Origin of the sequence: Candidatus Nitrosotenuis chungbukensis, from assembly GCF_000685395.1 — an archaeon.
GTDB classification, from domain to species: Archaea; Thermoproteota; Nitrososphaeria; order Nitrososphaerales; family Nitrosopumilaceae; genus Nitrosotenuis; species Nitrosotenuis chungbukensis.
The window spans coordinates 39,177-61,352 of record NZ_AVSQ01000012.1 but is presented as its reverse complement, the minus strand read 5'-3'; the positions used below and the strand labels follow the sequence as shown (position 1 = coordinate 61,352).

Below are 22,176 nucleotides of genomic sequence, written 5' to 3'. Positions count from 1 at the left end.
AAAGCGTTACAAATAGTCTTTGAGTGAGATTTTATTTTCTCGTGGGATCTTTGCTATTTCAAATCCTTCTGGTCGTTTTGACAGAGGTCGAGTTGCATCAATTCCAAGCTTTGTGGTAAGCAGGTTCTTTTGATCACTAGACGGATCAAGGCTTGAGCCTCTCACCTTTTCAATTATTGTAAGATCCTTATCAGCCTGGAATCTTGTTGCCATCGCATATTCTACCTGAACTGGATCAGACGGATCGATGTCATCGTCCACTATTGTTACCATCTTAAGTGAGCGATGAGCAGCAAATGTCTTTTCGATTGCTTTTTTCGCATCAACATCTTTCTTTTTTGAAATTTGCACTACCGCATGCAGCCAATTACATCCGCCGTTTGTCATCACCACCTGTTTTGTTTGTGGAATTGTCTTTTTGACATCGCGGTTAAGCTTTGCCTCAATTGGCATTCCCATTAGTAGTCTGTGTTCTGAATATCCTGCCAGAACATCATGGAAAATTGCATTATTCCTATAGTATATCTTTTCAAGCTCAAAGACAGGTTGCTCTCTTGCAAAATCATATGTTCGAAGCATCTCAACCATCCATTCTTTGTGGGTTTTGTCCTGCAGTATTTTTCCTTCCAAAACGATTTCTGCGCCAGACGGCACTTTCATGCCAGAGTATGGCAGCTTTGTGAGTGTGAGCTTTCCTGCCAAAAGTGAGTTTGCTATCTCCAGTTCGTCTTCTCCCCATTCAGCCTGATATGCGCCGGCAATTGATACGGCTGGATGAACTCCGACAGTTATTGCTACTTTGAGGTCCTCACCGCGTTCCTTTGCATGTACAAATGTTCTATGAAGGTGTCTTCCCTCCACCATTCGTATGGAGAGATGAGTCTTATCTAACGGCATCAGTCTGTGAAATGATGAGTTTTGTGCCTTTTTTTCCTGATTTGACGTGTAAATTATTGATGATGTGATAAACGGCCCTGACTCCTTTTCAAAATGAGTCACTATTGGAAGAATCGACAGATCCTTTGAAGAGTTTTCTAAGAATTTACCATCTAGAATAATTTTTGGTTTTTTTGCATTCTCTATTGCAGATATCACTTTACTGTGAATTGTTGATTCCGTTGCAGATATGGCGCTTGCAAATCGCTCTCTTGTGCCAACCAAGTTTGCAACAAGACGCAGTTTGCTTTCTTTGATGTTTTCAAAGAGGACTGCGTTTGCTCCATCCACCTTTGCCGTAACTGCCGCAATTTCATATTTAGTAGAAACGCTCTTTTTTATAGTAGATAACTGTCCCGCTTTTTTTATTTTCTCAATGAAAGTGCGGATATCAGTCATTCTCGAATTGCCTCAGTAATTTTCTCAATTAGAACTTTACCTACGTTTGCTCCAAGCTCCTTCTGTGTGAATAATGAGACAATGCATACACCTTTTACATAGGATGCCAGTTTTTGAGAGATCAGTTTTAGGAAAAGTGCGTCGGTTCTTGCAGGAATTATTGTTGATGTGCTAGGCGACGGACCTATCCCCACGGATATCATCATTGCGCCAAGCTTATTGACACCTTCAGTTATAGAAATAAAAAAACCGTTGTCGTACTTTTCAATTTTGACATCGAATTTCCGATTTTCTGTTTCTACAGTTATCTTACTGTAGTCAGAACTTGACATTACTTTCTTGAATAGAGATTATGCCTTTATTGATATCGCTTCTTTGGCACCAGTTTCAACTTCGATTGCGGCTTTGGCTTTTCTTGTTCTTTTTACTTTTGTTGCTGTTACCTCAGTGTCTGGCTGTATTGCTTGCTTAGTCTCAGCTTTGACTTTGGTTGCAGTTTTGGCTTTTCTTGTTCTTTTTACTTTTGTTGCTGTTACTTCTTCTGCCGCCTCAACGTTTGGTTGTACTGCTATTGCCTCTTGGGCTTCGGCTTCTACTCTGGCACGTAGCTTGGCTTTGTATTTGAGATTTCGTGGTTTTGTTCTCAATCTATAACCGCAGCATGGGCACCAAAGGCCTTCCCATTTGATGAAGATTTCACAAATTTGACATCGTCTCTGTCCTGAAGCATAACGTCCAGTTCCTACTGGCTTTTGTGCCTTGTATCTAGAGCAGATTCCTTTACATGTCATATCGTATTCACTTGTAATATGATATAGGAATCGTAAATATTTAAGGATGGATCCATATTTTTTACATAATTTTTATATAAATTGTATAAAAATTATAGTTGATCTTGGCAATTAGCTTGATCAATTTGACAAAAAATCGTCAAGTTATATAAATATCTAACGTTTTTTTTACGCATGGTATTTAGCCGATTTAGGCGTGAATTTTTTACGTTTTTGGAATTAATTTAGTAAAAAATCAGCCAGTCCTTGAAAGCGGTAAGACAAAACGTCTGTAACCCTCTCTTTGTGTGATGAATTTTGCAGACATCATATCACGCTCACCGCGCTTGTTGTAGTTTTTGATTTTTTTCGTGGTTTTGCGCTCATCTACTAATTCCAGCTCAAAGTGAGAGCAGAATCTAAGGTTAAGGAGAGTTGTAATTTGTTTTGTGACCTGCATGTTACCGTTTCCTATTTTGATTATTTTTCGTTCAGCCCTTAGTCCGCCAAGAATTTTGGCAACGTGGTTTGCGAGATCCTCCGGCGAATTATACAGTCCCCTTTCAATTTCTTTGCCAAAATACAGAACTGAAAGGCCTATTCGTTGTCCAGGATCAATGCCAATTAAAAGCTCATTATCATTTAGTCCAGAATCTAGCATTTCAATTATTATTCCCTGGATTACAGTAGGATCTTCCTTTAGGATTTCCTCATATAGTATTGGCTGATTTGCAAATTTTGGCGATTCCTCTGCCGTTGTGAGTATGAGATTTCCAGAATAGCTTTCAATCTCGCCTGGGAGAAGAGAATCATATTTTACATTTAAAATTTTGAGTGTTTTGACAAATTGAAAGTAGGGTTTGCCATAGGTGGTGGCAACGCCAATACGACAGTGTTCTAATGCGCTGATGCTATACAAGATGATCTTTTGGATTTAAGGTTTTATGGCTTTAGAATCGTTGAAACTACGCTGTCTACCGCCTCATTAGATTTGGATTCGACTGTGGCTTTGAGCTTGGCCAATTTTGCTTCTCCTTCGGCAGCAATCTTTTTTGATTGTTGTTCTGCCTTTGCTTTGGTTTCTGAGATTATGGATTCAGCCTCCTTAATTGCCATTTGAGTTACCTGGGTTTTTAGTGATTCAAGTTCAGTTTGAGTCTTGGAAGCTAGCGTTTTTTTGATATCTGCTACTTTTTCGTTTAAGGAATCGATGTGATTCTCAAGCTCAGATAATGACTTGATTATCTTGCTTACTTTAGAATCTGCAACTGTGGCTTGTGCGGCTTCCTTCATATAGCTAAAAACCCTCTAAACCCGTTAATTAAATTATTCATTTTGTGCTCAAAAGTAGGATTGCCCTTGCAAGATCGCCTTTTGTCTCAACTAGTGCATTTGTTGCAGCCTCCGGCGAAACGTTTGCCTGCTGACACACTAGCATGATGTCTTCTTCTGAGAATATTGGAACTTCCAGTTCTTTTTCCTCATAACTTGTTGCTATAACTTGAAAAATAGAGTTATCCTTGGCCTTCATTTCGGTAACGGAAGGCTTGGAGATTATGATCTCTTTTTTGTCTGTTTTTATGATTACCTCTTGGACATTTGAAAGTTCTTTCATATCCAGGCCCATTTTGTCCATCATTCTTCTCATTTCACGGTTACCGCCCCCTCGCATCATGATGTCTTTTCCTCCAAACCAGATTTTAAACTATCGCGGACTTTGATCGCAACCCCTCTTTTCAAAGTCATCATCATTTCGGAGTTTACGACTGCGCGCCCGACTGCAATTACTTTGTCTTTGTAAAGTACTGGAACATCTGCGCCTATCATAATATTTTTTCCAGCCAAAACAACATGTTTGCAGAAAACAGACTTGCCATCTTGCACAAAAGGTTTTGAGTCTTCATCTATTTCGATGCAGTTTTGATGAAATTTCTTACTTTTTATCAACATCTGCGCAAAATACGGAGTTATTGCCAGACCTCCATCGATTCTTAGCGTACATAATAATCGGGCATTGTGATAGACCTCTTTAATTCTTCCAGTCTTTTTAGAAAATGTAATTTCGATTTCTTTTGGCAGGTATTTTGAAACTCCATTCCCAAATAATGCGTCAATGGTGTGTTTCAGCTTCAAAACTTGATCCATGTTAATTGCAGACAATTTGCAATATTAATACGTGTAACTAATTATTTTTTGGAAGCTTCATAGTAAAAGTAGTGGGATTGTTTTCTGCAATTATTGTGCCACCGTGCTGTTCTATAATATTTTTACAGCTTGCAAGCCCAAGACCAGTTCCTTTTTGTTTTGTTGTAAATAACGGTTCAAAAATTTTTTGCAAATTCTTTTCTGGTATTCCATGACCAGTGTCTTCAATGGAAACGATATGGAAATTCTGATCTTCAGACAATTTTATAGATATAATGCCATCATTTTCAACTGCATCAATTGCGTTTCTGAGTAGATTGACAAGTACGGCTTCTATTTGTGAAGGATCACATCTTAAAACAAAATCCTTGTCCGGCTTGATAATCTTAACACGTTTTGGAACCAGTATACTATTAAGGACATTATTGATCATTTTTGAAAACTCTATTGGCTGTTTTGTTACCGGATTACTCCTTACAAAATCCAGTACTTCGGCAATTTGATGAGACATTCTGTCAATGGCACTTTTTTGCTTCTCAAATGTTTCTTTTTCCTTTTCAGTGAGGTTCTTGCTTTGCATTTGCAGTATTTCTGATGTTGCCCTAATCACAGAGAGTGGATTCCTTAGGTCGTGTGCTATTCTTGCTGCAAGCTCACCTACTGCTGCAAGTTTGTCCGATTTTGATTTGTATTCTGCAATTTCCAGATCTTTTTTAATTTGAATAATTTCCGCTTCCTTTTTGAAAAGTTTGTCTCTACTGAACGCAAACAAGACAATACTCACAACCAAGGCGGCTGCAAAGCTGATCAAGACAAGCCTATTTGTTTGAAGTGTCGATTCTGCATCAGAATATAATGATTCGGTGTGAGTCACGATTAAGGCAAAATATTCGGTTTTTTCGTCAATTTTGATAGGAATTCCAGTGGACAGTGTTTCTCCCAATTCTGTTTTAGTGATGGAATATTTAGCGGCATTTCCATTTATCATATCTTCAAAAAGTTTAATCGTGTTTGGATCATTTTGCAGAAATTGTTGTACGTCGGCATCATAGAATTTTTTTCCTACTACATCAATCATGGGATTCTTTGGCGCAACAATAAATTGCGCATCGTTATCTATTATTACCAAGTATTCAGAATTGATATCAAATATGTTTCCGTGTTTGTTGAAAAATTGAGACGGATCAAACATAATTCCTATTATCCCTTGTAGATCATTATTTTTATCAACAACTGGATATGCCAAAGTTATTTGAAAACTTCCATCTAAACCCACATCGTCTGACGAAAAAGAAGGCTTCATTGTTTGCTTGATTTCTTGCACATATGGTTGGTTAGAAAGATCTAGGCCAATTGGGGAGTTTCTCTCTCCATTAATGTTGTAAATTATTTTAAATTCTTTATCAGTCTTAAAGAACGTTTTAGTTGGAGTGATTTTGTTGATCTCTTCGAATTTTTGAAATATGATCGCTTCAGACTGCCCATTTGTGAGATAATCATCAATGTAATAATATTGCGCAATGTTACGTAACTCGTGAGTTAATGAGTTCAGATCAGACTCTATGCTCATTTTTATTGCTTTGTTGGCGCCATACTGGAGCTCGATTTGGTTTTGCAAAAGAATTTCTTTAAGATTTTGTTCTGCTTCCTCATAGGAATACAGCATTATGGAAAATGATACAATTACTGCTATAATTATGAGCGCGTCTGGAATCCTAATTGACTTTATCACATGTAAATTTGTATGAACGTGTTTATTATCTAACGCAAAACGTCAGATTTGATTCTATTAATTTTTTAATAATCATATATGATTATTATAAATCTATATAGATCGTGTTACATATTTACTCATGCAGGAACGAGAGGAGACCCGACGCTTACAGTTTACCGGAAAGTCATCTTACATAGTATCTTTGCCAAAGCAATGGATTACAGAATTGGGCCTAAAACAAGGAGACCAAATCACCATTACGCGGCAAGGAAAATCAGGCCTCAAGATACTTCCTGCAAAAGACCAAACAAAGACCATACAAACAGAAGAGGCTGTTTTGGAGATTGCAAGAGACGATGAAAATTCTGCCATAATACGTAAGCTTGTCTCGTTGTATTTTCTTGGATATAAAACAATTCAAATAAAACCGAAAACAGATAGGCTTCAACCAGGACAAAGAAACGCGATCAAATCAGCAGTCAAAGGAATGCTAATGGGTGCTGAAATTATTTCAGATTCTGTTGACGGAATAACAATTCAAGTTCTTGTGAATCTTTTGGAGCTGTCAGTAGATGGTGCATTCAAAAGAATGCTTCACCTGGCAAAATCAATGCTCAGAGATGCATTGCTTGCAGTAAAAGAGGGAAATATCGAGCTCGCAAAAGAGGTAATTGACAGCGATGATGAGGTAGATCGGTTTGGCTTTTACATCATACGCCAGCTAAAAATTGCAATTCAAAATGAATACATGTTAAAAGACATGGGGTTTACCAATGCAAGACAGTGTCTTGGCTACAGATTAATTGTAAAAAACATTGAGAGAACTGGGGATCATGCAGTTTTGATAACAAAGGATCTTTTAGAATTCAAAAGACCAATCAAAAATAACATAATGGAAAAAATCGAGGATCTAAATGACTTTGCAGTATCCGTTTTGGACCAAGCATGTCTTGCATTATTCAAGGAGGACTTTAATCTGGCAGAGCTTGCAATCAAAAGAGCATCAGATGCGTCAAAATATGAAAAGAAGATGCTAGAATTAATAAAATCAATAAAGGATGAAGAGGAAGCATATAGGATAAGGAGAATGTCGGAAAACATAATCAGAATTGCAGAATACGCAAGCGATATTGCGGAAATCGTACTTAACATGAATATAGAAAAACTGCTAAAAAGGCCCAAACTGTAAAATTTTTGCCACTATGACACTAACTGCAATTTTAATTACATATGATAATGAAAACTCGATAAGAGAGGCATTAGGCCTTTGTGAAGCAGCTGGATACAAGGTAGAAAAAACAATCAAGCAGAAATTTCTTAACAGGAATAAATTTGGCATTGGGGAAGGAAAGGTTGCAGAAATCAAGGAGCTTGCCAACAAAATAAAGCCAGACGTGATAATTTATGACGAGATCCTAAAACCGAGTCAGAATTACAATCTTGCCTCAACTCTAAAGATGAACATCGTAGACAGAGAGTCACTAATTTTAGAAATTTTTGAGAGAAGATCGGCCAGTCATGAGTCGCATCTTCAGATAAAATTGGCACAGCTCAGATATGAGATGTCACGTGCAAAAGAAAAAATCAGATTGGCCAAGATGGGCGAGCAGCCAGGATTCATGGGAATTGGAATGTTTGAAGCAGACGCATATCAGAATGACATTCAAAACAGAATGAAAAGCGTCAGAACAAAGCTTGCAAAGTCAGGAAAACAGCGGGCATTGCACAGAGAGGCAAGAAGAAGAGTAGGCCTAAAAACAATCTCGCTTGCCGGATACACGTCTGCCGGAAAGACTACCCTGTTTAACTTATTGACTGGCGAAACCAAGGAGGAAAGCCCTGAACTCTTTACGACTCTTTCAACTACCACGAGGAAAATTCTGATTAATAAAAATCCGATTCTTATTTCAGATACGGTAGGATTCATCAGCAAATTACCAGCATATATGGTTGAAGCCTTCAAATCAACGCTTGAGGAGCTCAAATATGCAGAAGTAGTAATTGTCGTAATAGACGTGAGCAATACATTGCTAGAATTGAGTAAAAAATTCCGTAGTTCCCTTAAAACTCTGGCAGAATTAGACGTAGATCAAGACAAGATAATTTACGCACTAAACAAATGTGACCTAGTCAGCCCAGAAGAAATTATCAAAAAAGCAGAATACTTGGGCCTTGGAGAGAACAAGAAATGGATTCCAATTTCGTCGGTAACAAAGGAAAATGTCCCAAAAATATTAGAGCTAATAAGCAAGATGCTAACCGAAACAAAACCATATGTAAAGGAAATTCCAAAAAAACCAGACTATGCCAAATTCTATGAAGATTGAAGTGTTAAGAATAGGTCAAAGACTGGTACGAGACGACAGAGTGACTACCCATGTAGCATTGGTAGCAAGGGGCTTTGGCGCTTCAAAGATATTCATGAATGAGGTGAATCCAGAAATCAAGGACACATTAGATAAGGTAAACAAATCGTGGGGTAGTGATTTTCAAATAGAATTCATTGACGATTGGAGAAAATTACTCAAATCAAAGAAAAAAAACTCTGTCAAGATCATCCATCTTACAATGTACGGTGAGAACATAAACCAAATTCAAGACAAGATCAAAAAAGAAGACAGAGTATTGATAGTTGTCGGAGCGGAAAAAGTTCCACGTGAAGTCTACGAGCAGGCAGATTACAATGTGGCAGTAGGCAACCAACCACATTCTGAGATAAGTGCGCTCGCCATAGTTTTGGACAGGATTCAAGATGGGAAACAATTTGATATAAAATACGATGATGCAAGATTGAAAATAGTGCCAACCGAAAAGGGCAAAACAGTGATTGCCAAAAACGATTGATTAATTATAGACTAAGGGGAATTGCACTTATTGGTTGAATCCTACGAAGACCCATTTGTAAGAATTTCTGCGATGATAGGAGGAGATGAATATCTCAAAGTTGCGCGAGCGCTCTTGAAGGCAGAGGATGCAACTGATGAGGAAATTGCAAGCTCAACTGGTCTCAGAATAAACATGGTAAGAAAGGTGCTTTACGACCTCTTTGGCAAAGCACTCATTACCGGAATCAGGGTCAAGGACGAAAGAAAGGGCTGGTTTGTTTACAGGTGGCGCTCAAGAAAAGACGAGGTTGAAAACTTTATTGAAAATCAGAAAAAAAAGATTTCAGAGCGATTACAGCAAAGACTAGATTATGAGAATTCTTCACAATTTTATCACTGTGGAAACGAGGATTGCCAAAGAATCACATTTGAAACAGCGCTTGAAATGTTTTTCAAATGTCCAAGATGCGGTAGCGTTGTCAACCTAAGGAAAAATGACAAGTTAAAAAAATCCCTAGAGTCAAAGATTACAGACATTAGAAATGACATGAGACGTCAGATATAGTAGTGCAGTACGATTTCATTTTGTTGTCTGATTATGTTTTGCAGTTTTAGTTTTGTGGAATTTGCTATTGTAGAAAAGCCATTTCCTTCAACTAGCGTCGTAGCGTCCTTTCCACCTACAACATAAGGAGTGATTGTAACGATTAATTCGTCAATTAATCCTTTATGGATAAATTCCCAGTTCAGGGTGCCTCCACCTTCAAGCAGTATACTCTTGATATTTTGTTTTTGGAGAATTTGTAGTAGTTTTCTGGTATTAATTTTGTTTTGACCAGATATGATTATCTTTAGTGGATGTTTCCCTAGTCTTGCAAGATTTTTCTTTGGTGCTTTTTTTGAAACTACTATGATTGTTGGTACTGCATGACAGGTCTTGATGATTTTTGATTTTGGAGATATTCTACCAGATGAATCAAGAATTATTCGTATTGGGTTTTTCCCCCTCGCATGTCGTACAGTCAGAAGAGGATCATCAATTTTTACAGTATTGATTCCAACTAGTATAGCATCCACTTTTGCACGCAGCCTATGAAATCGTATTTTGTCCTGTTTTGAAGAAAGCGCAGAATCCTTATTTTTTGTGGCTATTTTGCCGTCAATGGATACTGCGGCACTTAAAATTACGCGCGGCCTAGAATTTACCATGTACGATTCTCCCCCCAATCATTACTGCCCTGATTGTTGATTCCGATGCCCGGTGAACTATTGAGGCATATGGATTGTGCATTGGCTCTAGATCAAGGGAGTGCTTGTCGATGAATATTCCGTCTGCCAAGTATTTTGGTTCAATTGAGCCGATTTTTTTCCCAAGTAAGATCCCCCCATTTACGGTTGCCATTTTGAGTATTTCTTTTGGATCAACTCTTTTTTTGTGAGTTCCCATCGTTACCTTCCAAAGATAGTCCATTTCTCGGAACATATCAGGAGAGTTTATCATGACATTGTCAGTCCCAATTGCGACTCTGCATCCATTTTTTTCCATCAGGGAAAAATCTGGAATTCCTTCTGCAAGTGACGCATTTGCCCGTGGACATATGACAATTCCTCTCGTCCTTTTTGCTGCATCACGCAGATCATTTTGTTTGGCGTACGTCATGTGGACAAGAAAATGGGGCTTCAGCAATAATGCACGAGAGGTTTCAGACTTTCTGGTAATTTTTATAGATTTTTTTGAGCTTTCTATTGTTTCAGCAGAATGAATTGCCCTAATTTTCTTTGTTTTGGATAGATATTGTAATACGGAATTACTATTTTCGTTTGGTCCGCTGACGCCAAGCCCATCGCAGGATCGAAGAATTGTCAAGAGGTTCTTTCTTTGTAAAATTGGAAGTGGTGTGTTTTTTTGGACTTGATTTTGATCTTGATAATATTCGATTCTACCCAAAATTATGGCTCTGATTGGGACTTGTGATATTGCCCTTTTTAACAAGAGGATTCCAGCAAGCTCGCTTTCCCTAAAGTCGACAAATGTGGTTATTCCCTTTCTTATCATGGAAAGACACGAATTTTTCATAAAGCTAACGAGGTGTTCAGGATCCGATTTTCGTAGAATTCGCGGTTTTATGCCCATAATTGGATGAATTTTGTCGTCTACAGTACCGCTTGTGGCGACATCTTTTGCTATTGAATCCCCAATATGGGTATGAGAATTAACAAAGCCCGGGATAAGTAACAAGCCTTCACAGTCTATTGATTTTTTATTTTGCGGCATATTGCTGATTTTTCCAAAAAACTGATCTTTTATTTGCAGATTTGTAGAGTGGATGTATTTTAGATCTTTGCCAAACAGGATACTGAGATTTTTTAAATGCATGACAGTTCATAGATTTCTGGCTTTTCTTTTCCAGATTTTCTGATCTCCCGTATGGTGTCAAGGGATTTTGTTGCAAGTTTTACCGCCTCCCTTACTGTTCTAGCAGTTCCAATTCCACAGTTTAGCGTTATGTCAAATTCTTCTTTTGCCAAATCTAAAAACTCTTTTGCATTTTCCTTAGAGTTATCTGCAGACACCACCATAAAGTTGTCTCCCCCCATGAAGAAGGTCATGGATTTTCTTTCCAAAAAGAACTGGGACATTTTTGCATACAGATTAAAAATAATTGAGGAAATTTCATATGGCGACTTTATCTTGCGTCTTGAGGTCAGATCTTCTACATCAAAGTGCATTATTGTGACTTTTTGATCAGATTTACCATCAATAAATCCATAGATGTTATGCTCTTTGTTCAAAATAACAGGTGTTTTTTTGCCCTCGTATGCCTTGATGTTTGCATCAAATGGGGTATTAGCATATCCAATTGACATTGATAGTTTTAGGGACGATAGTTTTTCTAATTTTTTCTGAAATTCTATATGATCCTCAAGTGTGAGGCCGTTTGTGACTGCAAAGAACTCGTCAAATCGATTTGAAAACACGAGTGAATTTTTTTCGGAAAACATCTTTTGGATTTGCCCGTAAAGATTGGCCTGAAGCATTTGCAGTTCATGCTCCCTGTCGCTTCCAAGGGTTAGTGTCCATGGCCCATATTCGGTTATTTTGATTATGGTAAGCTGAATCATTGGATTTTCTCCAGTTCTTTTGATATCTTTAAAACAGCCTCTACTGCCCGCTCTGCTACAGGCCTTATTCGTGCGTGGGCGTGTCGTTCCTGCATACCTGGGCCTGAAATTCCAAGAGATACTGGCTTTTGATATTTCAATGAAAGTTCGGTAAGCGATTTTGCAGTTGCAGTTGCTATTACTTCATCGTGTTTTGTTTGACCCTTTATTATGGCACCCAGAGTAACTACGCCATCAACGTCTTTTTTCTGGAGAAGAGAATTTACAATTATCGGCATATCGTATGCACCTGGAACCTTGCAAGAATACTTGACCTGTAATTTCAGAAATTTTGCCTTTTCCAGTGCCACGTCAAGCATTCTTGACGTTATCTCCTCATTAAACTCCGCAGTAACTATTGCAATGTTCAACTAGTGCACCTTTGAGAATTCTAATAATTCTTTCCCATCGATAAATGGAATGGCATTTTCTTTTGCAAACTTCATTGCTTTTTCTACTGACAATGCAGAATATGTTTGTGAGTCCATCATCTCACATATTGCAGTGACAGGAGTTAGTTTTGCAAGTTCTGCCAGATAGACTGACATTTCGGTATGACCTTGTCTGGTTTCAAGCAATCCCCTTGATGCTAGCAATAGCGGCACATGTCCTGGTGTTGCAAACGACGATATAAAATCACTTTTTGCGTTGTTTGAGTTGTAAAGATTCGCCATTTCTTTTATCGTGAGCGCTCTATCACCATCGGTAATTCCAGTGTATGTCTGCCTGTGGTTAACGGATATTGAAAATGTCGGATGATCACCATATGGCGCAGTGCCCATGATCATCTGTTTTGAATCAGAGTCCATATCAGTTGAATGGAACAGTATGTTATGCATGTATTGTAAATTAAGAGATTGCGCAAAAGAGTCCTTTAGTGCAATGCAAATGAGCCCACCCCCATGTTGACGCATTCGGGATATGTGTTCTGGTGTGACAAATTGGGCTGCGACTACCATGTCGACTTCGTTTTCCCGTTTACCGGAATCATAAAGCAGCACAAATTCGCCTCGCTTAAGCGAGGTTATTGCCTCATCTAGTGTCATAACTAAAACTCGTCTATGGTATAATTATAAAGTTTACTAAGATTTTGGTAATTACCATCATACTGGTAGCAGTTTATTCCTATTTTAGAATATATTTGCCAAGAATGTCAGTTTCAATATTAACCTTATCGCCAATCTTTCTTGTATGAAAATTCGTCACATCAACTGTGTGTGGTATCAAGCAAACTGACGCAAGATTCTTTCGTACATCAACTACGGTCAGACTTATTCCGTCAACTGCAATTGATCCCTTTTGCACAACAAATTTTGCCAGGTTTCTTGGTATCTCAAACCATATTTTGATCTCTTTAGGCTTTCTTTCAATTTTCTTTATTATTCCCACGCCATCTACATGACCAAGAACAAAGTGCCCTTCCATTCTATCTCCAACTTTTAAGCTTCGCTCAATGTTGATTACTCCGCCCTCTTTTAAATTTCCAAGATCGGTTTTTTTCGTAGTCTCCTCTATCATCTCAAAATTGCATTTTGAGTTTGAAATTCCCGTAACTGTAAGACATACTCCGTTTAATGCGACACTTTGGCCTATCTTAAGCCCCCTGGCATGCTTACCAAGATCAACTGTCATTTTTACGGCACTCCTGTTGTCGGTCTTTTTTTCTATCTTGATTACTTTGCCAATGCCTTCGACAATCCCCGTAAACAATGATTGTTATGATCAGTATGGCTATAAATTGATTTTTTCAATTGAATCAATACTTAAAAGCTGGATTAAGAGCTGAACTATATGGACACATTTGACGCAATTGAAAAACGGCGTGCCATAAAATATTTTGATCCTCAGCATCAAATGACACCTGAAGAGATTAACAGGATTCTTTCGCTTGCGATGTTGTCCCCAACCTCATACAATATTCAAAATTGGAGATTTGTTCATGTTGTCGATAAAGAGTTGCGCAAAAAGATTCGCGTGGTATCGTGGAATCAAGCCCAGGTAACCGATGCCTCAATGCTTCTCATTTTATGTGCAGATCTAAAAGCGTGGGAAAAAAACCCTGAAAGGTACTGGAAAAACGCTCCAAAGGAGGTTCAGGATTACATTGTTCCGGCAATTCTCAAGTCATATAGCGGCCAAGAACAGCTTATGCGTGACGAGGCAATACGCTCATGCGGAATCGCCGCTCAAACCATAATGCTTGCCTCAAAGTCCATGGGCTACGATTCGTGTCCGATGATTGGGTTTGACCCAAAAGAGGTCGGCAGTCTCATCAATTTGCCAAAAGATTACATCATTTGCATGATGATAACGGTTGGAAAGGCGGTAAAAGAGGCCCAACCACGCGGAGGGCAGCTGCCCTTAAGCGATGTTGTAGTTACGAATCGTTTTTGACCAGATAATCATCTTCTTAAAATTTTTACATATGACGATCGGTTCATGAGTATTGGTATCAAGTACGCAGATAATGGAAAAGGTTCTCTTTGGATTTGCAAAGCAATGGATTGCTGGAAACAACATAGATGACGCGCTGTCTGCCGCACAGGTATCATACAAAAACGGCATGGGAGTAATAATTAACAGGCTAGGCGAATATCACACGTCAAAGCAAATCATTGAGAAGACCATTGATGAGTACAAAACGATCATGTCTTCATTTAAGAAATGGAAAGTAAATGGAGGCATATCTGTCAAACCAACACAGATTGGTCTTTCACGAAGTATCAGGGAATGTCTTCAAAACTTTGAGATCCTAATTAAAAATGCAACATCTTCACAGACATTTGTCTGGATCGATATGGAGTCGTCAGACCACACGGATGAGACGATAGAAATCTACCAAAATTTGTTTTCAAAATATGAAAGGCTGGGGATGGCACTGCAGGCAAATCTCATGCGCACAGAAAATGACCTAGTAGATTTGATGACAATGGGGGCAAAGATACGCCTAGTAAAGGGGGCATACCGAGAGAATTCAAAGACTGCATACAAATCAAGAGACAGAATCAATCAGAACTACCTAAAATTGATGAAGTTACTTTTCAGAGATTCAAATGAATTTGGCATAGCCACCCACGATTCCGTAATGATTGAAAATGCTGTGAGTTTATCAAAAAAATATGAGCGAAAATTCGAGTTTCAGATGTTGCGCGGAATAAGGGACGAATTAAAACCAAAGCTTGTAAAAAACGGATTTAATGTTTCTGAATACGTTCCCTATGGAACAAACTGGCTTCCGTACTCTATTCGCAGGCTAAAGGAACGAAAAAGGAACATACTATTGCTTGGGAGCTCGTTCATACAATCACATAAACACGCCTGAGATTTGAAATTATCTTTTCATTATCTTGGCAATTAAACTAATTTTGAGGGGCTCTTTTACTTCGGATGTTTGTAATTGATTTGTATCACCGTCTAACCTGAACTGTGAAATCGTTTGTGTAAGCTGTTCTGCGAGCTCCGCCATTCTGGTTGCTGCTGTTGATATTTCCTGCGTTTGAGCAGTTTGTTCTTCTACTGCGGCAGAAGCCTCTTCTGTTGCGGCGGCATTTTCTTCCGATACTGCCGAAATCTCGGTTGCATCTTCTGATACTGCCTTTACTTTTACAAGCTGATCTTGCGCAGATTCTGATAGCAGTGTTACGCTTTTTGACACGTTCTTGATATTTACTGCGATTTCATCAAGTGACTTTAGTGAAGAATCAATTACTAACTTTCCTTGATTAACCTCGTTTGAGCTTGCCTCAATGTCTCCCACTACGATTTGGGCGTTTTCCTGGATTTCCTTTAGCTTTTTATCGATTTCTTCTGACGACTTGGCAGAGTTCTCTGCAAGACGCCTAACCTCATCTGCAACGACTGCAAACCCCCTACCTGCTTCGCCTGCGCGTGCTGCCTCTATTGCGGCATTTAGCGCCAAAAGATTCGTTTGATCAGCTATTTGTCTGATCACATCTAGAACCGCAGTGATTTCGTTGGTTTTTTCTGCCAATTCTCTGACTTTTTGTGCAGATTTGTTAGTAACCTGAATTATCTTATTCATGTGCTCTCCTGCTTCTTTTGCAGATATTGCGCCCTTTTCAGACAGGGTTCCCACGTCGTTTGTAATTTGTACTGATTCTTGGGCACTTTGGGATAGACTCGTAATAGTGTCTGCCAGTTGCTCGACAGATTGTTTTGATTTTTCAATGCGTTGTGCTTGCGTCTGAGAACCCCTTGATATTTGATCTACAGTAGTTGCAATTTGTTGTACGGCTGAATTTAATTCCGCACCAGATGCCGACATTTGTTGAGCGTTTGAGGACACTGATTCGGATGCACCTTGTACTTCGCTTATGACCTTTCTTAGGTTTTCAACCATTTGTTTTTCCGAATTTACTAGAATGCCTATTTCGTCTTTTGATTTTGATTCTTGTACAATTACAGATAGATTTCCTTCGCTTATTTTTTTGGCAATATTTGCTGCAGATTTTATTGGTCTAGAAATCGATCTTGACATAAAGAACGCAAATGTTCCAACAATACCAGCTATGATTGCGCCAGTAACGATATACATATTTTGTAAGGCAACTATCGGTGCAATAATTTCTGCAACATCAAATTCCGCAATGACGACGAAGCCAAGATCCGGCTCACATCTGGATGCACCGAAAATTGGAACGCCTCTATAATCAGGATATATGGATGCAGAGATGTCTTTTCCGTTTTCAATGCATTCCTTTACTGGAAGAGTATCTGCTTTTTGATTAAATTCGTATCCCTGGTTAAACCTAGATGGGCTGATCATTACTCTATCAAAGCTAACAAGGTATGTTTCTCCTGTTTCACCCAATCCATCCCTATCCAGCAAGACTTTGTCAAGGGCTGGAACTCCAGTCTGCGCGATTAATACCCCAAGTTTTGCTTTTGTTTGTGCATCATATACAGGAACGGCTGCAACTGCGGCTCTTTTTCCTTCATCTAAGATGTATTCGCGGTATGGTCCTTCCAAGCCCTTTTGAAAGATCTTCTCTCCAGAGTAATCTGTACCCATTAGAGAATTATCCTGCGCATAAAGAACATTGCCGCTGGTAGATACGATCTTAAAATCATGATAGCCGTCTTCGCCGCCAGTTGACTCTTGTATGCTGCTAAAAATTTGCTCTAGACTAGACTCATTTGAGACTTGTTTGCTTGGGCTTTTTTCAGTGACTTGTTTTAGTTGATTGATTACTTCAGGTATTTGTGCTGTCTGTTCTAATTGTTGAATTCTAAAACTGTTTAGCAGTTCAATTGATGTAGCCCTGTCGTTAGCCAGTGTGAGTAGTTGGCTGTATGCCCTTTCCTGTAACGAGTTTTGTGACGCGTTGAAACTTATTAGCGATATTGCCGCCATCGGAACCATCGCAACGACAAGAAATAGGCAGATTAATTTTGAATTAAGTGATCCAGCAAGTATATTCTTCAACAAGTATCAAATTTAATTGGTGAATTTAGGTCGATGTTTGTTTGATTTGATCATCTCATATCATCATACCAAATCGCCTATTGCCATTTTAGAATATCAAAATTAATTGATCTGATGCCACTCTAGTGCCAACACCAACACTTATGGAATTTTCATTAAATACGGTTGTGTAATTTTTCAAAATAATGAAAGATACGATCACATCTAGGAAATAGAGCCGCGTGCGGATTTGGGACGTATCTCCACAAATGCTCTGTAGAAATCATTTGCTAGGGGAACACAGGGAACTACACGCAATATGGGCGATCCTTACTGAGGACAAAACCGGTTATTCTTTTCATCCTGAAACTCTACGCTGGGTAGGCAAATTGCCTGCCTTGTATACACGACATGAGAAACTAGTCAAGGAAATGAAAAATCGCGGCTACAACCATAACAGTCCGCTTGACAAAAAACACGCAGTTGGAATCAAAAAACAGACAAAGTTTGTTCATTCAACTAAGCAGCAAATCACCATACTAAGATCAAAAAACTGCAACTGTGCTGTATGAAATTAGTTTTTTGCCAAATCAAGCAAGGCCTTTGCGCGTTTGTAGTGAACCTCGTCAATCATTTTTCCGTCAACTACTGTGGCGCCCCTTCCATTTTTTGTTGATTCTAAATAGGTGTCACAAACTTTGCGGGCCCATTCGACTTCTGATTTGTTTGGAAGAAATGCCTCATGAGTGATCGGTATTTGATCAGGGTGTATGATGCTTTTTCCAACATAGCCGAGGCTTTTTCCAATTACACAGTCTTCTCTGAGCCCATTTTCATCCTTTAGGTCCTGCCATATCGCGTCAATTGCGTGCACTCCTGCTGCCTTTGCATCAAGCGGGACTTTGGCCCTTGCGTATTTTGCGCCTTCTGGCTGTTTTGTGTATTCTATTCCCATGTCATTTAGCAGATCAAATACGCCAAAGACTACTGCGAGGATTCTTTTGCTGCAAGACGCGATATCATATGCATTTACGACTCCCTGCGCAGACTCTATTGACGGTATAAGGGAGACGGGTCCTAGTTTCCGCTTTTTTTCAAGACTTGTAATCATTTTTTCGATCTTTAGTAGCTCTTTTGAATTGTTTACTTTGGGTATCACTACTCCGTCAATTCCCTTTTGTATAATTTGTTCAAGATCGTCTGGAATTTTTCCAGAGATAGGCGAGTTCGTTCTGACATAGATGTCTGGCGTGTATTGCAAGCGTGACTTTAGCGACTCTTTTATTAGATTACGGGCGTTTACTTTTTCAGAATCCGGAATAGAATCCTCAAGATCAAAGCACACGATATCTGCCTGAATGGTTTTTGCCTTTTCTAAAAAACGAGAGTTGTTTCCCGGCACAAATAAAAGGCTGCGAAAAAGCCTTGTCATAAAATCTATGCTTCTGGTTTCATCAGGATTTTGCCAAAGAGGCCTTTACCTGTAAGCATCTTTGTGTGAGCCTCTGCAGCATTCTCAAACGAGTATACTGAATCAACTACTGCCTTTATCTTTCCTTTGCCCATCCAGTAGAATCCGTCTTCAAGCTCTGCTCTTGTACCTTGAGTTGAACCCAAGATGTTTGTTCCTTTGAAGAAGATATGTCTTAGATCGGTTTTTGCATCATAGCCAGTTGTCGCGCCACAGGATACCAGGGTTGCACCGTACTTGAGCAAAGTTAGTTGCTGATTCCAGTGAGTCTGACCAATGTGATCAAATGACACATCGATTCCAGGTACGCCGCCTGTTGATTTTGCGATTTCTTTTGAAATCTTGAATACTTCTTTATTCCAGTCTTCTTTTCTGTGATCTACTGCAAAATCTGCGCCAAGCTGCAAGCACTTGTCAAGTTTATCACCGCTTGCAGTGGCAATTACTGTACAACCATAAAGCTTGGCAATCTGTATTCCAAATGAGCCAACTCCAGAACCTCCACCCATGATAAGGACGGTTTGTCCTGGTTTTATCTTGGCTCTTCCAACTAGCATGTGCCATGATGTTAAAAGCGTCATTGATGCAGCTGCCGCATCATCATAGCTTACTCCGTCTGGAATTTTTACTACGTTAACTTCAGGAAGATGGGTAATTTCCGAAAAAGCTCCCCATGTTGGGCCAGTCTGGAATCCCCAGATGGTTCTCTTTGTACAGTCAAATTCTCGGCCATCAGTGCAAGCCTTACAAACTCTGCAAGACATGTTCGAATGAGAAGCTACTCTATCGCCAACTTTGATGTTTGTTACTTCTTCGCCAACTGCGATAACGTCTCCAGCTGCGTCTGAGCCAGATACGTGTGGTAACGGTACTGCAACAGGTTGTCCTCGCATTCCCCAGATATCATTGTAATTTAGGGCCGCCGCCTTTACCTTGAATACTACCTCGTTTGGTTTTGGCTTTGGGTCGTCTATTTCTTTAACTTTGAGAATTTTCTTGTAATTATCATCAGGTGCATATTCTTCATAAACTACCGCCTTCATGATTTGGATTCTTCATAACCCCTAATTATATTTTGTTTGGGCATTAACGTCGATTGAACTTAAAGTCACGTTTTGGTTGTTGGGTCGACAAGAGTATTTGTTTTAGCTGATCGTCAGTTATCTGGGCGTGTATTTTTCCTTGAGATACCATGCCGATCAGATAGTTTTCAACAAGTGATGCAAGATCTGGTTTTACCATCCTCACATTGTTTAAACGGAGTCTTGCGTCAGAGGATAAAATTTGTTTTAGAATCATTTCTTTTTGCGCTGTGATTTCCGCCTCGTTTGGAGTGTTTTCATCTTGCGGGTAGCTCATAGTGCTTCACTATGAATAGATTTTCAACATTGGATTTTTCACTGCAAGCTCGTCTAGAATGTCACTTGCAAGTCTGTCAAGCTTTTTCATTCCTTGATGGGATACTACTCTGCCCTTTCCTGCAACTTTTTCGACATAACCTAATTTTTCAAGCTCTTGTATTGCGTGTCGTATGATGGAACCGCCTGCATCTCTATGATGAGCGCCGCCATATCCTACGGATTTTGCACCGCCATACATGATACGTAAATCGTTGATTCCAACTGGGCCATGAAGGTACAGCTTTCTTAGAATTGATGCGCAACGAATGTACCACCATTCTCTGTTTTGTGGAGGCCTGTCTGCATGAGATCCTGTCTTTACAAACATTGCCCACTCAGGCTTGCCAATATTCTCACTTTTGAGTATGTCAGCTAGTCTTGATAACAGAATATCTGCCGGTACATCATAGGCTTTTGCCATGAAAAGAAAAACTTGTGAGTCGTCTTATAAATCATTTAGAAATAATCTTGCGGTACGTGTGATTGCAAAAGCCACAGGTTATTCGTATCGACTTGACTGGCGATCTACCCAGTCGTATTCTTGAGTTTACCCCAGGCGCAATGAAGCTTTTGCATTTTTTGCAAAAATTCATCTTAATTTCATACGGCATTCGTATTCGGTGTTTTGTACTGATTTTTCTTGCAAGTGAGGCCTGCCTTTGAGATAATGTTGGGTTTTTTCTGGCGTTTGAAATTGCCTCTTTAATCAGAATCTGCATTCTTTCTTTTGCTATTTCTCTAAGATCCAGCTTCACAAAGTAAGAAAACGTATTTCCCTTAAAAGTCCAATCGTAATCAAGGCTGTTTCGTTAATATGCAAAGCGATCCTCTTTTAAAATCAAGCAAAAATGCAAACAAAAATTCTCAAGGTCAATAATACAAAACCCCAGATTTTAGCTATACGGCAAGCTGCACGGTTGATACAAAAAGGGGAGGTGGTGGCGTTTCCTACAGAAACAGTTTACGGTCTTGGAGCAGACGCCCTAAACCCTCTAGCAGTAAAGAAGGTTTTTGAGGCAAAGGGAAGGCCTGCAGATAATCCGCTAATAATTCACATACACGATAAAAAGGATCTCAAAAGACTTGCAAAAGACATACCGGAAATAACAGAAAAAATCATTGAAAAATTTTGGCCAGGCCCACTGACTATTGTTTTGAAAAAATCAAAAATCGTTCCAAAAATAACCACGGGCGGTCTTGATACGGTAGCGATTAGAATGCCAAAAAACAAAATCGCCAGCCTTTTGATAAAAGAGTCAGGTGTTCCACTGGCTGCTCCCTCTGCGAACTTTTTTGGCAGACCTAGTCCGACTTTGGCAAAGCATGTATCAGAAGACTTGTCAGGAAGAATAAGCATGATACTTGATGGTGGTAAAACGAGAATTGGCATCGAGTCTACCGTAATTGATCTGACAAGTAAAACGCCGATGTTGTTGCGCCCAGGAGGTATAACACTGGAACAGATAGAGGAAATCATAGGAACAATCAAGATTCACCCCGTTATCAAGGGAAGAAAATCAAAGATTATGCATCGCTCACCTGGCATGAAATACAAGCATTATTCCCCAAATGCCAAAATAATCCTAATCGAAGGTACGGGCAGAAATGTGGACAAGAAAATATTGCAGCTTATCAGCAAATTCAAAAAGCAGAAAAAGCGCGTAGGCATAATGGTTATGCAAAGAGATCACACTTACAAGGCAGACATGGTAAGATTTGCCGGAGATAGTCCAGATAAGATTGCCGCAAATTTGTTCAAAGTATTCAGAGAGTTTGATGAGGGAAAAATCGACATCATTCTTGCTCACGGAATAAGCGGGGAGGGACTTGGATTAGGAGTCATGAACAGGCTAGGCAAGGCAGCACATATGAAAATTAAAGTCTGAAATCTACCGAGTTCCCTAACTTGTAATAACTAAATTTAGCAAA

General features: G+C 39.2%; 28 protein-coding genes. 8 read left to right on the top strand and 20 right to left on the bottom strand.

Features of this window, described 5'->3' with window-relative positions; all coding sequences use genetic code 11:
- Nucleotides 1–6 precede the first annotated feature (6 nt).
- From NKMY2_RS03125 to NKMY2_RS10615, 8 genes are all read right to left on the bottom strand, one after another.
- A complete protein-coding gene (locus NKMY2_RS03125) occupies nt 7–1,335 on the bottom strand; it encodes a UbiD family decarboxylase (RefSeq protein WP_042684430.1) in 1,329 nt (442 codons plus the stop codon).
- A complete protein-coding gene (locus tag NKMY2_RS03120; protein WP_042684428.1) occupies nt 1,332–1,667 on the bottom strand; it encodes a hypothetical protein in 336 nt (111 codons plus the stop codon). Before NKMY2_RS03120 ends, NKMY2_RS03125 begins: the two co-directional genes overlap by 4 nt.
- 18 nt (nt 1,668–1,685) lie before the next feature.
- The gene (locus NKMY2_RS03115) at nt 1,686–2,126 is read right to left on the bottom strand and encodes a hypothetical protein (protein WP_042684425.1); all 441 of its coding nucleotides are present in this window, start codon (nt 2,124–2,126) and stop codon (nt 1,686–1,688) included.
- Nucleotides 2,127–2,361: 235 nt separating this feature from the next.
- Complete coding sequence (locus tag NKMY2_RS03110; protein ID WP_238549756.1) at nt 2,362–3,024, bottom strand: RuvC family protein; 663 nt, start codon at nt 3,022–3,024, stop codon at nt 2,362–2,364.
- Between the two features lie 23 nt (nt 3,025–3,047).
- Nucleotides 3,048–3,398 carry a hypothetical protein gene (locus NKMY2_RS03105; protein ID WP_042684424.1) on the bottom strand — a complete coding sequence of 117 codons (351 nt, stop codon included), beginning with the start codon at nt 3,396–3,398 and terminating at the stop codon, nt 3,048–3,050.
- Between the two features lie 37 nt (nt 3,399–3,435).
- Complete coding sequence (locus tag NKMY2_RS03100; RefSeq protein WP_420887345.1) at nt 3,436–3,777, bottom strand: nascent polypeptide-associated complex protein; 342 nt, start codon at nt 3,775–3,777, stop codon at nt 3,436–3,438.
- Nucleotides 3,777–4,250 (bottom strand): PUA domain-containing protein, encoded by a 474-nt coding sequence (locus tag NKMY2_RS03095; protein WP_042684738.1) that lies wholly within the window; start codon nt 4,248–4,250, stop codon nt 3,777–3,779. The genes NKMY2_RS03100 and NKMY2_RS03095 overlap by 1 nt, the downstream gene beginning before the upstream one ends.
- 37 nt (nt 4,251–4,287) lie before the next feature.
- Nucleotides 4,288–5,982 (bottom strand): sensor histidine kinase, encoded by a 1,695-nt coding sequence (locus NKMY2_RS10615; RefSeq protein WP_052347480.1) that lies wholly within the window; start codon nt 5,980–5,982, stop codon nt 4,288–4,290.
- Nucleotides 5,983–6,103: 121 nt separating this feature from the next.
- On the opposite strand from NKMY2_RS10615, the gene NKMY2_RS03085 reads away from it, so the two are divergent.
- From NKMY2_RS03085 to NKMY2_RS03070, 4 genes are read left to right on the top strand one after another with little or no spacing between them, the layout of a single operon-like run.
- Complete coding sequence (locus NKMY2_RS03085; RefSeq protein ID WP_042684419.1) at nt 6,104–7,153, top strand: phosphate uptake regulator PhoU; 1,050 nt, start codon at nt 6,104–6,106, stop codon at nt 7,151–7,153.
- A gap of 13 nt (nt 7,154–7,166) precedes the next feature.
- Nucleotides 7,167–8,291, top strand: coding sequence for a GTPase HflX (gene hflX, locus NKMY2_RS03080; RefSeq protein WP_052347479.1), 1,125 nt, complete (start codon nt 7,167–7,169; stop codon nt 8,289–8,291).
- On the top strand, nt 8,281–8,808 hold the full coding sequence (locus NKMY2_RS03075; RefSeq protein WP_042684417.1) for a tRNA (cytidine(56)-2'-O)-methyltransferase: 528 nt from the start codon (nt 8,281–8,283) through the stop codon (nt 8,806–8,808). The genes hflX and NKMY2_RS03075 overlap by 11 nt, the downstream gene beginning before the upstream one ends.
- 30 nt (nt 8,809–8,838) lie before the next feature.
- Nucleotides 8,839–9,354 (top strand): transcription factor, encoded by a 516-nt coding sequence (locus NKMY2_RS03070; RefSeq protein ID WP_042684415.1) that lies wholly within the window; start codon nt 8,839–8,841, stop codon nt 9,352–9,354.
- Here NKMY2_RS03070 and NKMY2_RS03065 read toward each other — a convergent pair.
- The 6 genes from NKMY2_RS03065 to NKMY2_RS03040 all read right to left on the bottom strand — a co-directional run bounded on the left by NKMY2_RS03065 (nt 9,345) and on the right by NKMY2_RS03040 (nt 13,661).
- On the bottom strand, nt 9,345–9,998 hold the full coding sequence (locus NKMY2_RS03065) for a 2,5-diamino-6-(ribosylamino)-4(3H)-pyrimidinone 5'-phosphate reductase (protein WP_042684412.1): 654 nt from the start codon (nt 9,996–9,998) through the stop codon (nt 9,345–9,347). The two genes, NKMY2_RS03070 and NKMY2_RS03065, sit on opposite strands and share 10 nt — an antisense overlap.
- Nucleotides 9,985–11,166 (bottom strand): amidohydrolase family protein, encoded by a 1,182-nt coding sequence (locus tag NKMY2_RS03060; RefSeq protein WP_042684409.1) that lies wholly within the window; start codon nt 11,164–11,166, stop codon nt 9,985–9,987. Before NKMY2_RS03060 ends, NKMY2_RS03065 begins: the two co-directional genes overlap by 14 nt.
- Nucleotides 11,157–11,912 (bottom strand): GTP cyclohydrolase IIa, encoded by a 756-nt coding sequence (locus NKMY2_RS03055; protein ID WP_042684406.1) that lies wholly within the window; start codon nt 11,910–11,912, stop codon nt 11,157–11,159. The genes NKMY2_RS03060 and NKMY2_RS03055 overlap by 10 nt, the downstream gene beginning before the upstream one ends.
- On the bottom strand, nt 11,909–12,322 hold the full coding sequence (ribH, locus tag NKMY2_RS03050; protein WP_042684402.1) for a 6,7-dimethyl-8-ribityllumazine synthase: 414 nt from the start codon (nt 12,320–12,322) through the stop codon (nt 11,909–11,911). The genes NKMY2_RS03055 and ribH overlap by 4 nt, the downstream gene beginning before the upstream one ends.
- Nucleotides 12,323–12,997 (bottom strand): 3,4-dihydroxy-2-butanone-4-phosphate synthase, encoded by a 675-nt coding sequence (ribB, locus tag NKMY2_RS03045; RefSeq protein ID WP_042684401.1) that lies wholly within the window; start codon nt 12,995–12,997, stop codon nt 12,323–12,325.
- A gap of 79 nt (nt 12,998–13,076) precedes the next feature.
- Complete coding sequence (locus NKMY2_RS03040; protein ID WP_042684399.1) at nt 13,077–13,661, bottom strand: riboflavin synthase; 585 nt, start codon at nt 13,659–13,661, stop codon at nt 13,077–13,079.
- 81 nt (nt 13,662–13,742) lie between these two features.
- Here NKMY2_RS03040 and NKMY2_RS03035 point away from each other — a divergent pair, with 81 nt between their 5' ends.
- Entirely contained in the window at nt 13,743–14,345 is a 603-nt protein-coding gene (locus NKMY2_RS03035; protein WP_042684397.1) for a nitroreductase family protein, read from the top strand.
- Nucleotides 14,346–14,397: 52 nt separating this feature from the next.
- Nucleotides 14,398–15,273: a proline dehydrogenase family protein gene (locus tag NKMY2_RS03030; RefSeq protein ID WP_238549755.1), complete on the top strand. Its 876-nt coding sequence runs from the start codon at nt 14,398–14,400 to the stop codon at nt 15,271–15,273.
- A gap of 9 nt (nt 15,274–15,282) precedes the next feature.
- Here NKMY2_RS03030 and NKMY2_RS03025 read toward each other — a convergent pair whose 3' ends face one another.
- Nucleotides 15,283–17,397 (bottom strand): methyl-accepting chemotaxis protein, encoded by a 2,115-nt coding sequence (locus tag NKMY2_RS03025; protein ID WP_042684392.1) that lies wholly within the window; start codon nt 17,395–17,397, stop codon nt 15,283–15,285.
- A 221-nt stretch (nt 17,398–17,618) separates the two neighbouring features.
- On the opposite strand from NKMY2_RS03025, the gene NKMY2_RS03020 reads away from it, so the two are divergent.
- Nucleotides 17,619–17,948 carry a pyrimidine dimer DNA glycosylase/endonuclease V gene (locus NKMY2_RS03020; protein ID WP_042684389.1) on the top strand — a complete coding sequence of 110 codons (330 nt, stop codon included), beginning with the start codon at nt 17,619–17,621 and terminating at the stop codon, nt 17,946–17,948.
- A gap of 2 nt (nt 17,949–17,950) precedes the next feature.
- Here the strand turns inward: NKMY2_RS03020 and NKMY2_RS03015 are convergent, their stop codons facing one another.
- From NKMY2_RS03015 to NKMY2_RS02995, 5 genes are read right to left on the bottom strand one after another with little or no spacing between them, the layout of a single operon-like run.
- Nucleotides 17,951–18,808, bottom strand: a complete 858-nt coding sequence (locus tag NKMY2_RS03015) for an HpcH/HpaI aldolase/citrate lyase family protein (RefSeq protein WP_042684386.1) — start codon at nt 18,806–18,808, stop codon at nt 17,951–17,953.
- A 5-nt stretch (nt 18,809–18,813) separates the two neighbouring features.
- Nucleotides 18,814–19,890 carry a zinc-binding dehydrogenase gene (locus NKMY2_RS03010; protein WP_042684384.1) on the bottom strand — a complete coding sequence of 359 codons (1,077 nt, stop codon included), beginning with the start codon at nt 19,888–19,890 and terminating at the stop codon, nt 18,814–18,816.
- 43 nt (nt 19,891–19,933) lie between these two features.
- On the bottom strand, nt 19,934–20,206 hold the full coding sequence (locus NKMY2_RS03005; protein ID WP_042684382.1) for a DNA-binding protein: 273 nt from the start codon (nt 20,204–20,206) through the stop codon (nt 19,934–19,936).
- Between the two features lie 9 nt (nt 20,207–20,215).
- Nucleotides 20,216–20,668 (bottom strand): 30S ribosomal protein S19e, encoded by a 453-nt coding sequence (locus NKMY2_RS03000; RefSeq protein WP_042684380.1) that lies wholly within the window; start codon nt 20,666–20,668, stop codon nt 20,216–20,218.
- A 31-nt stretch (nt 20,669–20,699) separates the two neighbouring features.
- The gene (locus tag NKMY2_RS02995; protein ID WP_102007752.1) at nt 20,700–20,966 is read right to left on the bottom strand and encodes a ribonuclease P protein component 4; all 267 of its coding nucleotides are present in this window, start codon (nt 20,964–20,966) and stop codon (nt 20,700–20,702) included.
- 129 nt (nt 20,967–21,095) lie between these two features.
- Between NKMY2_RS02995 and NKMY2_RS02990 the strand changes: the two genes are divergently transcribed.
- A complete protein-coding gene (locus tag NKMY2_RS02990) occupies nt 21,096–22,133 on the top strand; it encodes an L-threonylcarbamoyladenylate synthase (protein ID WP_042684374.1) in 1,038 nt (345 codons plus the stop codon).
- The last annotated feature ends 43 nt before the right edge of the window (nt 22,134–22,176 follow it).

What these genes read in the sequence shown, in the direction of transcription:
- NKMY2_RS03125 (WP_042684430.1), bottom strand. Translation starts at nt 1,335, where the DNA reads ATGACTGATATCCGCACTTTCATTGAGAAAATAAAAAAAGCGGGACAG.
- NKMY2_RS03120 (WP_042684428.1), bottom strand. Translation starts at nt 1,667, where the DNA reads ATGTCAAGTTCTGACTACAGTAAGATAACTGTAGAAACAGAAAATCGG.
- NKMY2_RS03115 (WP_042684425.1), bottom strand. Translation starts at nt 2,126, where the DNA reads ATGACATGTAAAGGAATCTGCTCTAGATACAAGGCACAAAAGCCAGTA.
- NKMY2_RS03105 (WP_042684424.1), bottom strand. Translation starts at nt 3,398, where the DNA reads ATGAAGGAAGCCGCACAAGCCACAGTTGCAGATTCTAAAGTAAGCAAG.
- NKMY2_RS03100 (WP_420887345.1), bottom strand. Translation starts at nt 3,777, where the DNA reads ATGCGAGGGGGCGGTAACCGTGAAATGAGAAGAATGATGGACAAAATG.
- NKMY2_RS03095 (WP_042684738.1), bottom strand. Translation starts at nt 4,250, where the DNA reads ATGGATCAAGTTTTGAAGCTGAAACACACCATTGACGCATTATTTGGG.
- NKMY2_RS03085 (WP_042684419.1), top strand. Translation starts at nt 6,104, where the DNA reads ATGCAGGAACGAGAGGAGACCCGACGCTTACAGTTTACCGGAAAGTCA.
- hflX (WP_052347479.1), top strand. Translation starts at nt 7,167, where the DNA reads ATGACACTAACTGCAATTTTAATTACATATGATAATGAAAACTCGATA.
- NKMY2_RS03075 (WP_042684417.1), top strand. Translation starts at nt 8,281, where the DNA reads ATGAAGATTGAAGTGTTAAGAATAGGTCAAAGACTGGTACGAGACGAC.
- NKMY2_RS03065 (WP_042684412.1), bottom strand. Translation starts at nt 9,998, where the DNA reads ATGGTAAATTCTAGGCCGCGCGTAATTTTAAGTGCCGCAGTATCCATT.
- NKMY2_RS03060 (WP_042684409.1), bottom strand. Translation starts at nt 11,166, where the DNA reads ATGCATTTAAAAAATCTCAGTATCCTGTTTGGCAAAGATCTAAAATAC.
- NKMY2_RS03055 (WP_042684406.1), bottom strand. Translation starts at nt 11,912, where the DNA reads ATGATTCAGCTTACCATAATCAAAATAACCGAATATGGGCCATGGACA.
- ribB (WP_042684401.1), bottom strand. Translation starts at nt 12,997, where the DNA reads ATGACACTAGATGAGGCAATAACCTCGCTTAAGCGAGGCGAATTTGTG.
- NKMY2_RS03035 (WP_042684397.1), top strand. Translation starts at nt 13,743, where the DNA reads ATGGACACATTTGACGCAATTGAAAAACGGCGTGCCATAAAATATTTT.
- NKMY2_RS03015 (WP_042684386.1), bottom strand. Translation starts at nt 18,808, where the DNA reads ATGACAAGGCTTTTTCGCAGCCTTTTATTTGTGCCGGGAAACAACTCT.
- NKMY2_RS03010 (WP_042684384.1), bottom strand. Translation starts at nt 19,890, where the DNA reads ATGAAGGCGGTAGTTTATGAAGAATATGCACCTGATGATAATTACAAG.
- NKMY2_RS03005 (WP_042684382.1), bottom strand. Translation starts at nt 20,206, where the DNA reads ATGAGCTACCCGCAAGATGAAAACACTCCAAACGAGGCGGAAATCACA.
- NKMY2_RS03000 (WP_042684380.1), bottom strand. Translation starts at nt 20,668, where the DNA reads ATGGCAAAAGCCTATGATGTACCGGCAGATATTCTGTTATCAAGACTA.
- NKMY2_RS02995 (WP_102007752.1), bottom strand. Translation starts at nt 20,966, where the DNA reads ATGCAGATTCTGATTAAAGAGGCAATTTCAAACGCCAGAAAAAACCCA.
- NKMY2_RS02990 (WP_042684374.1), top strand. Translation starts at nt 21,096, where the DNA reads ATGCAAACAAAAATTCTCAAGGTCAATAATACAAAACCCCAGATTTTA.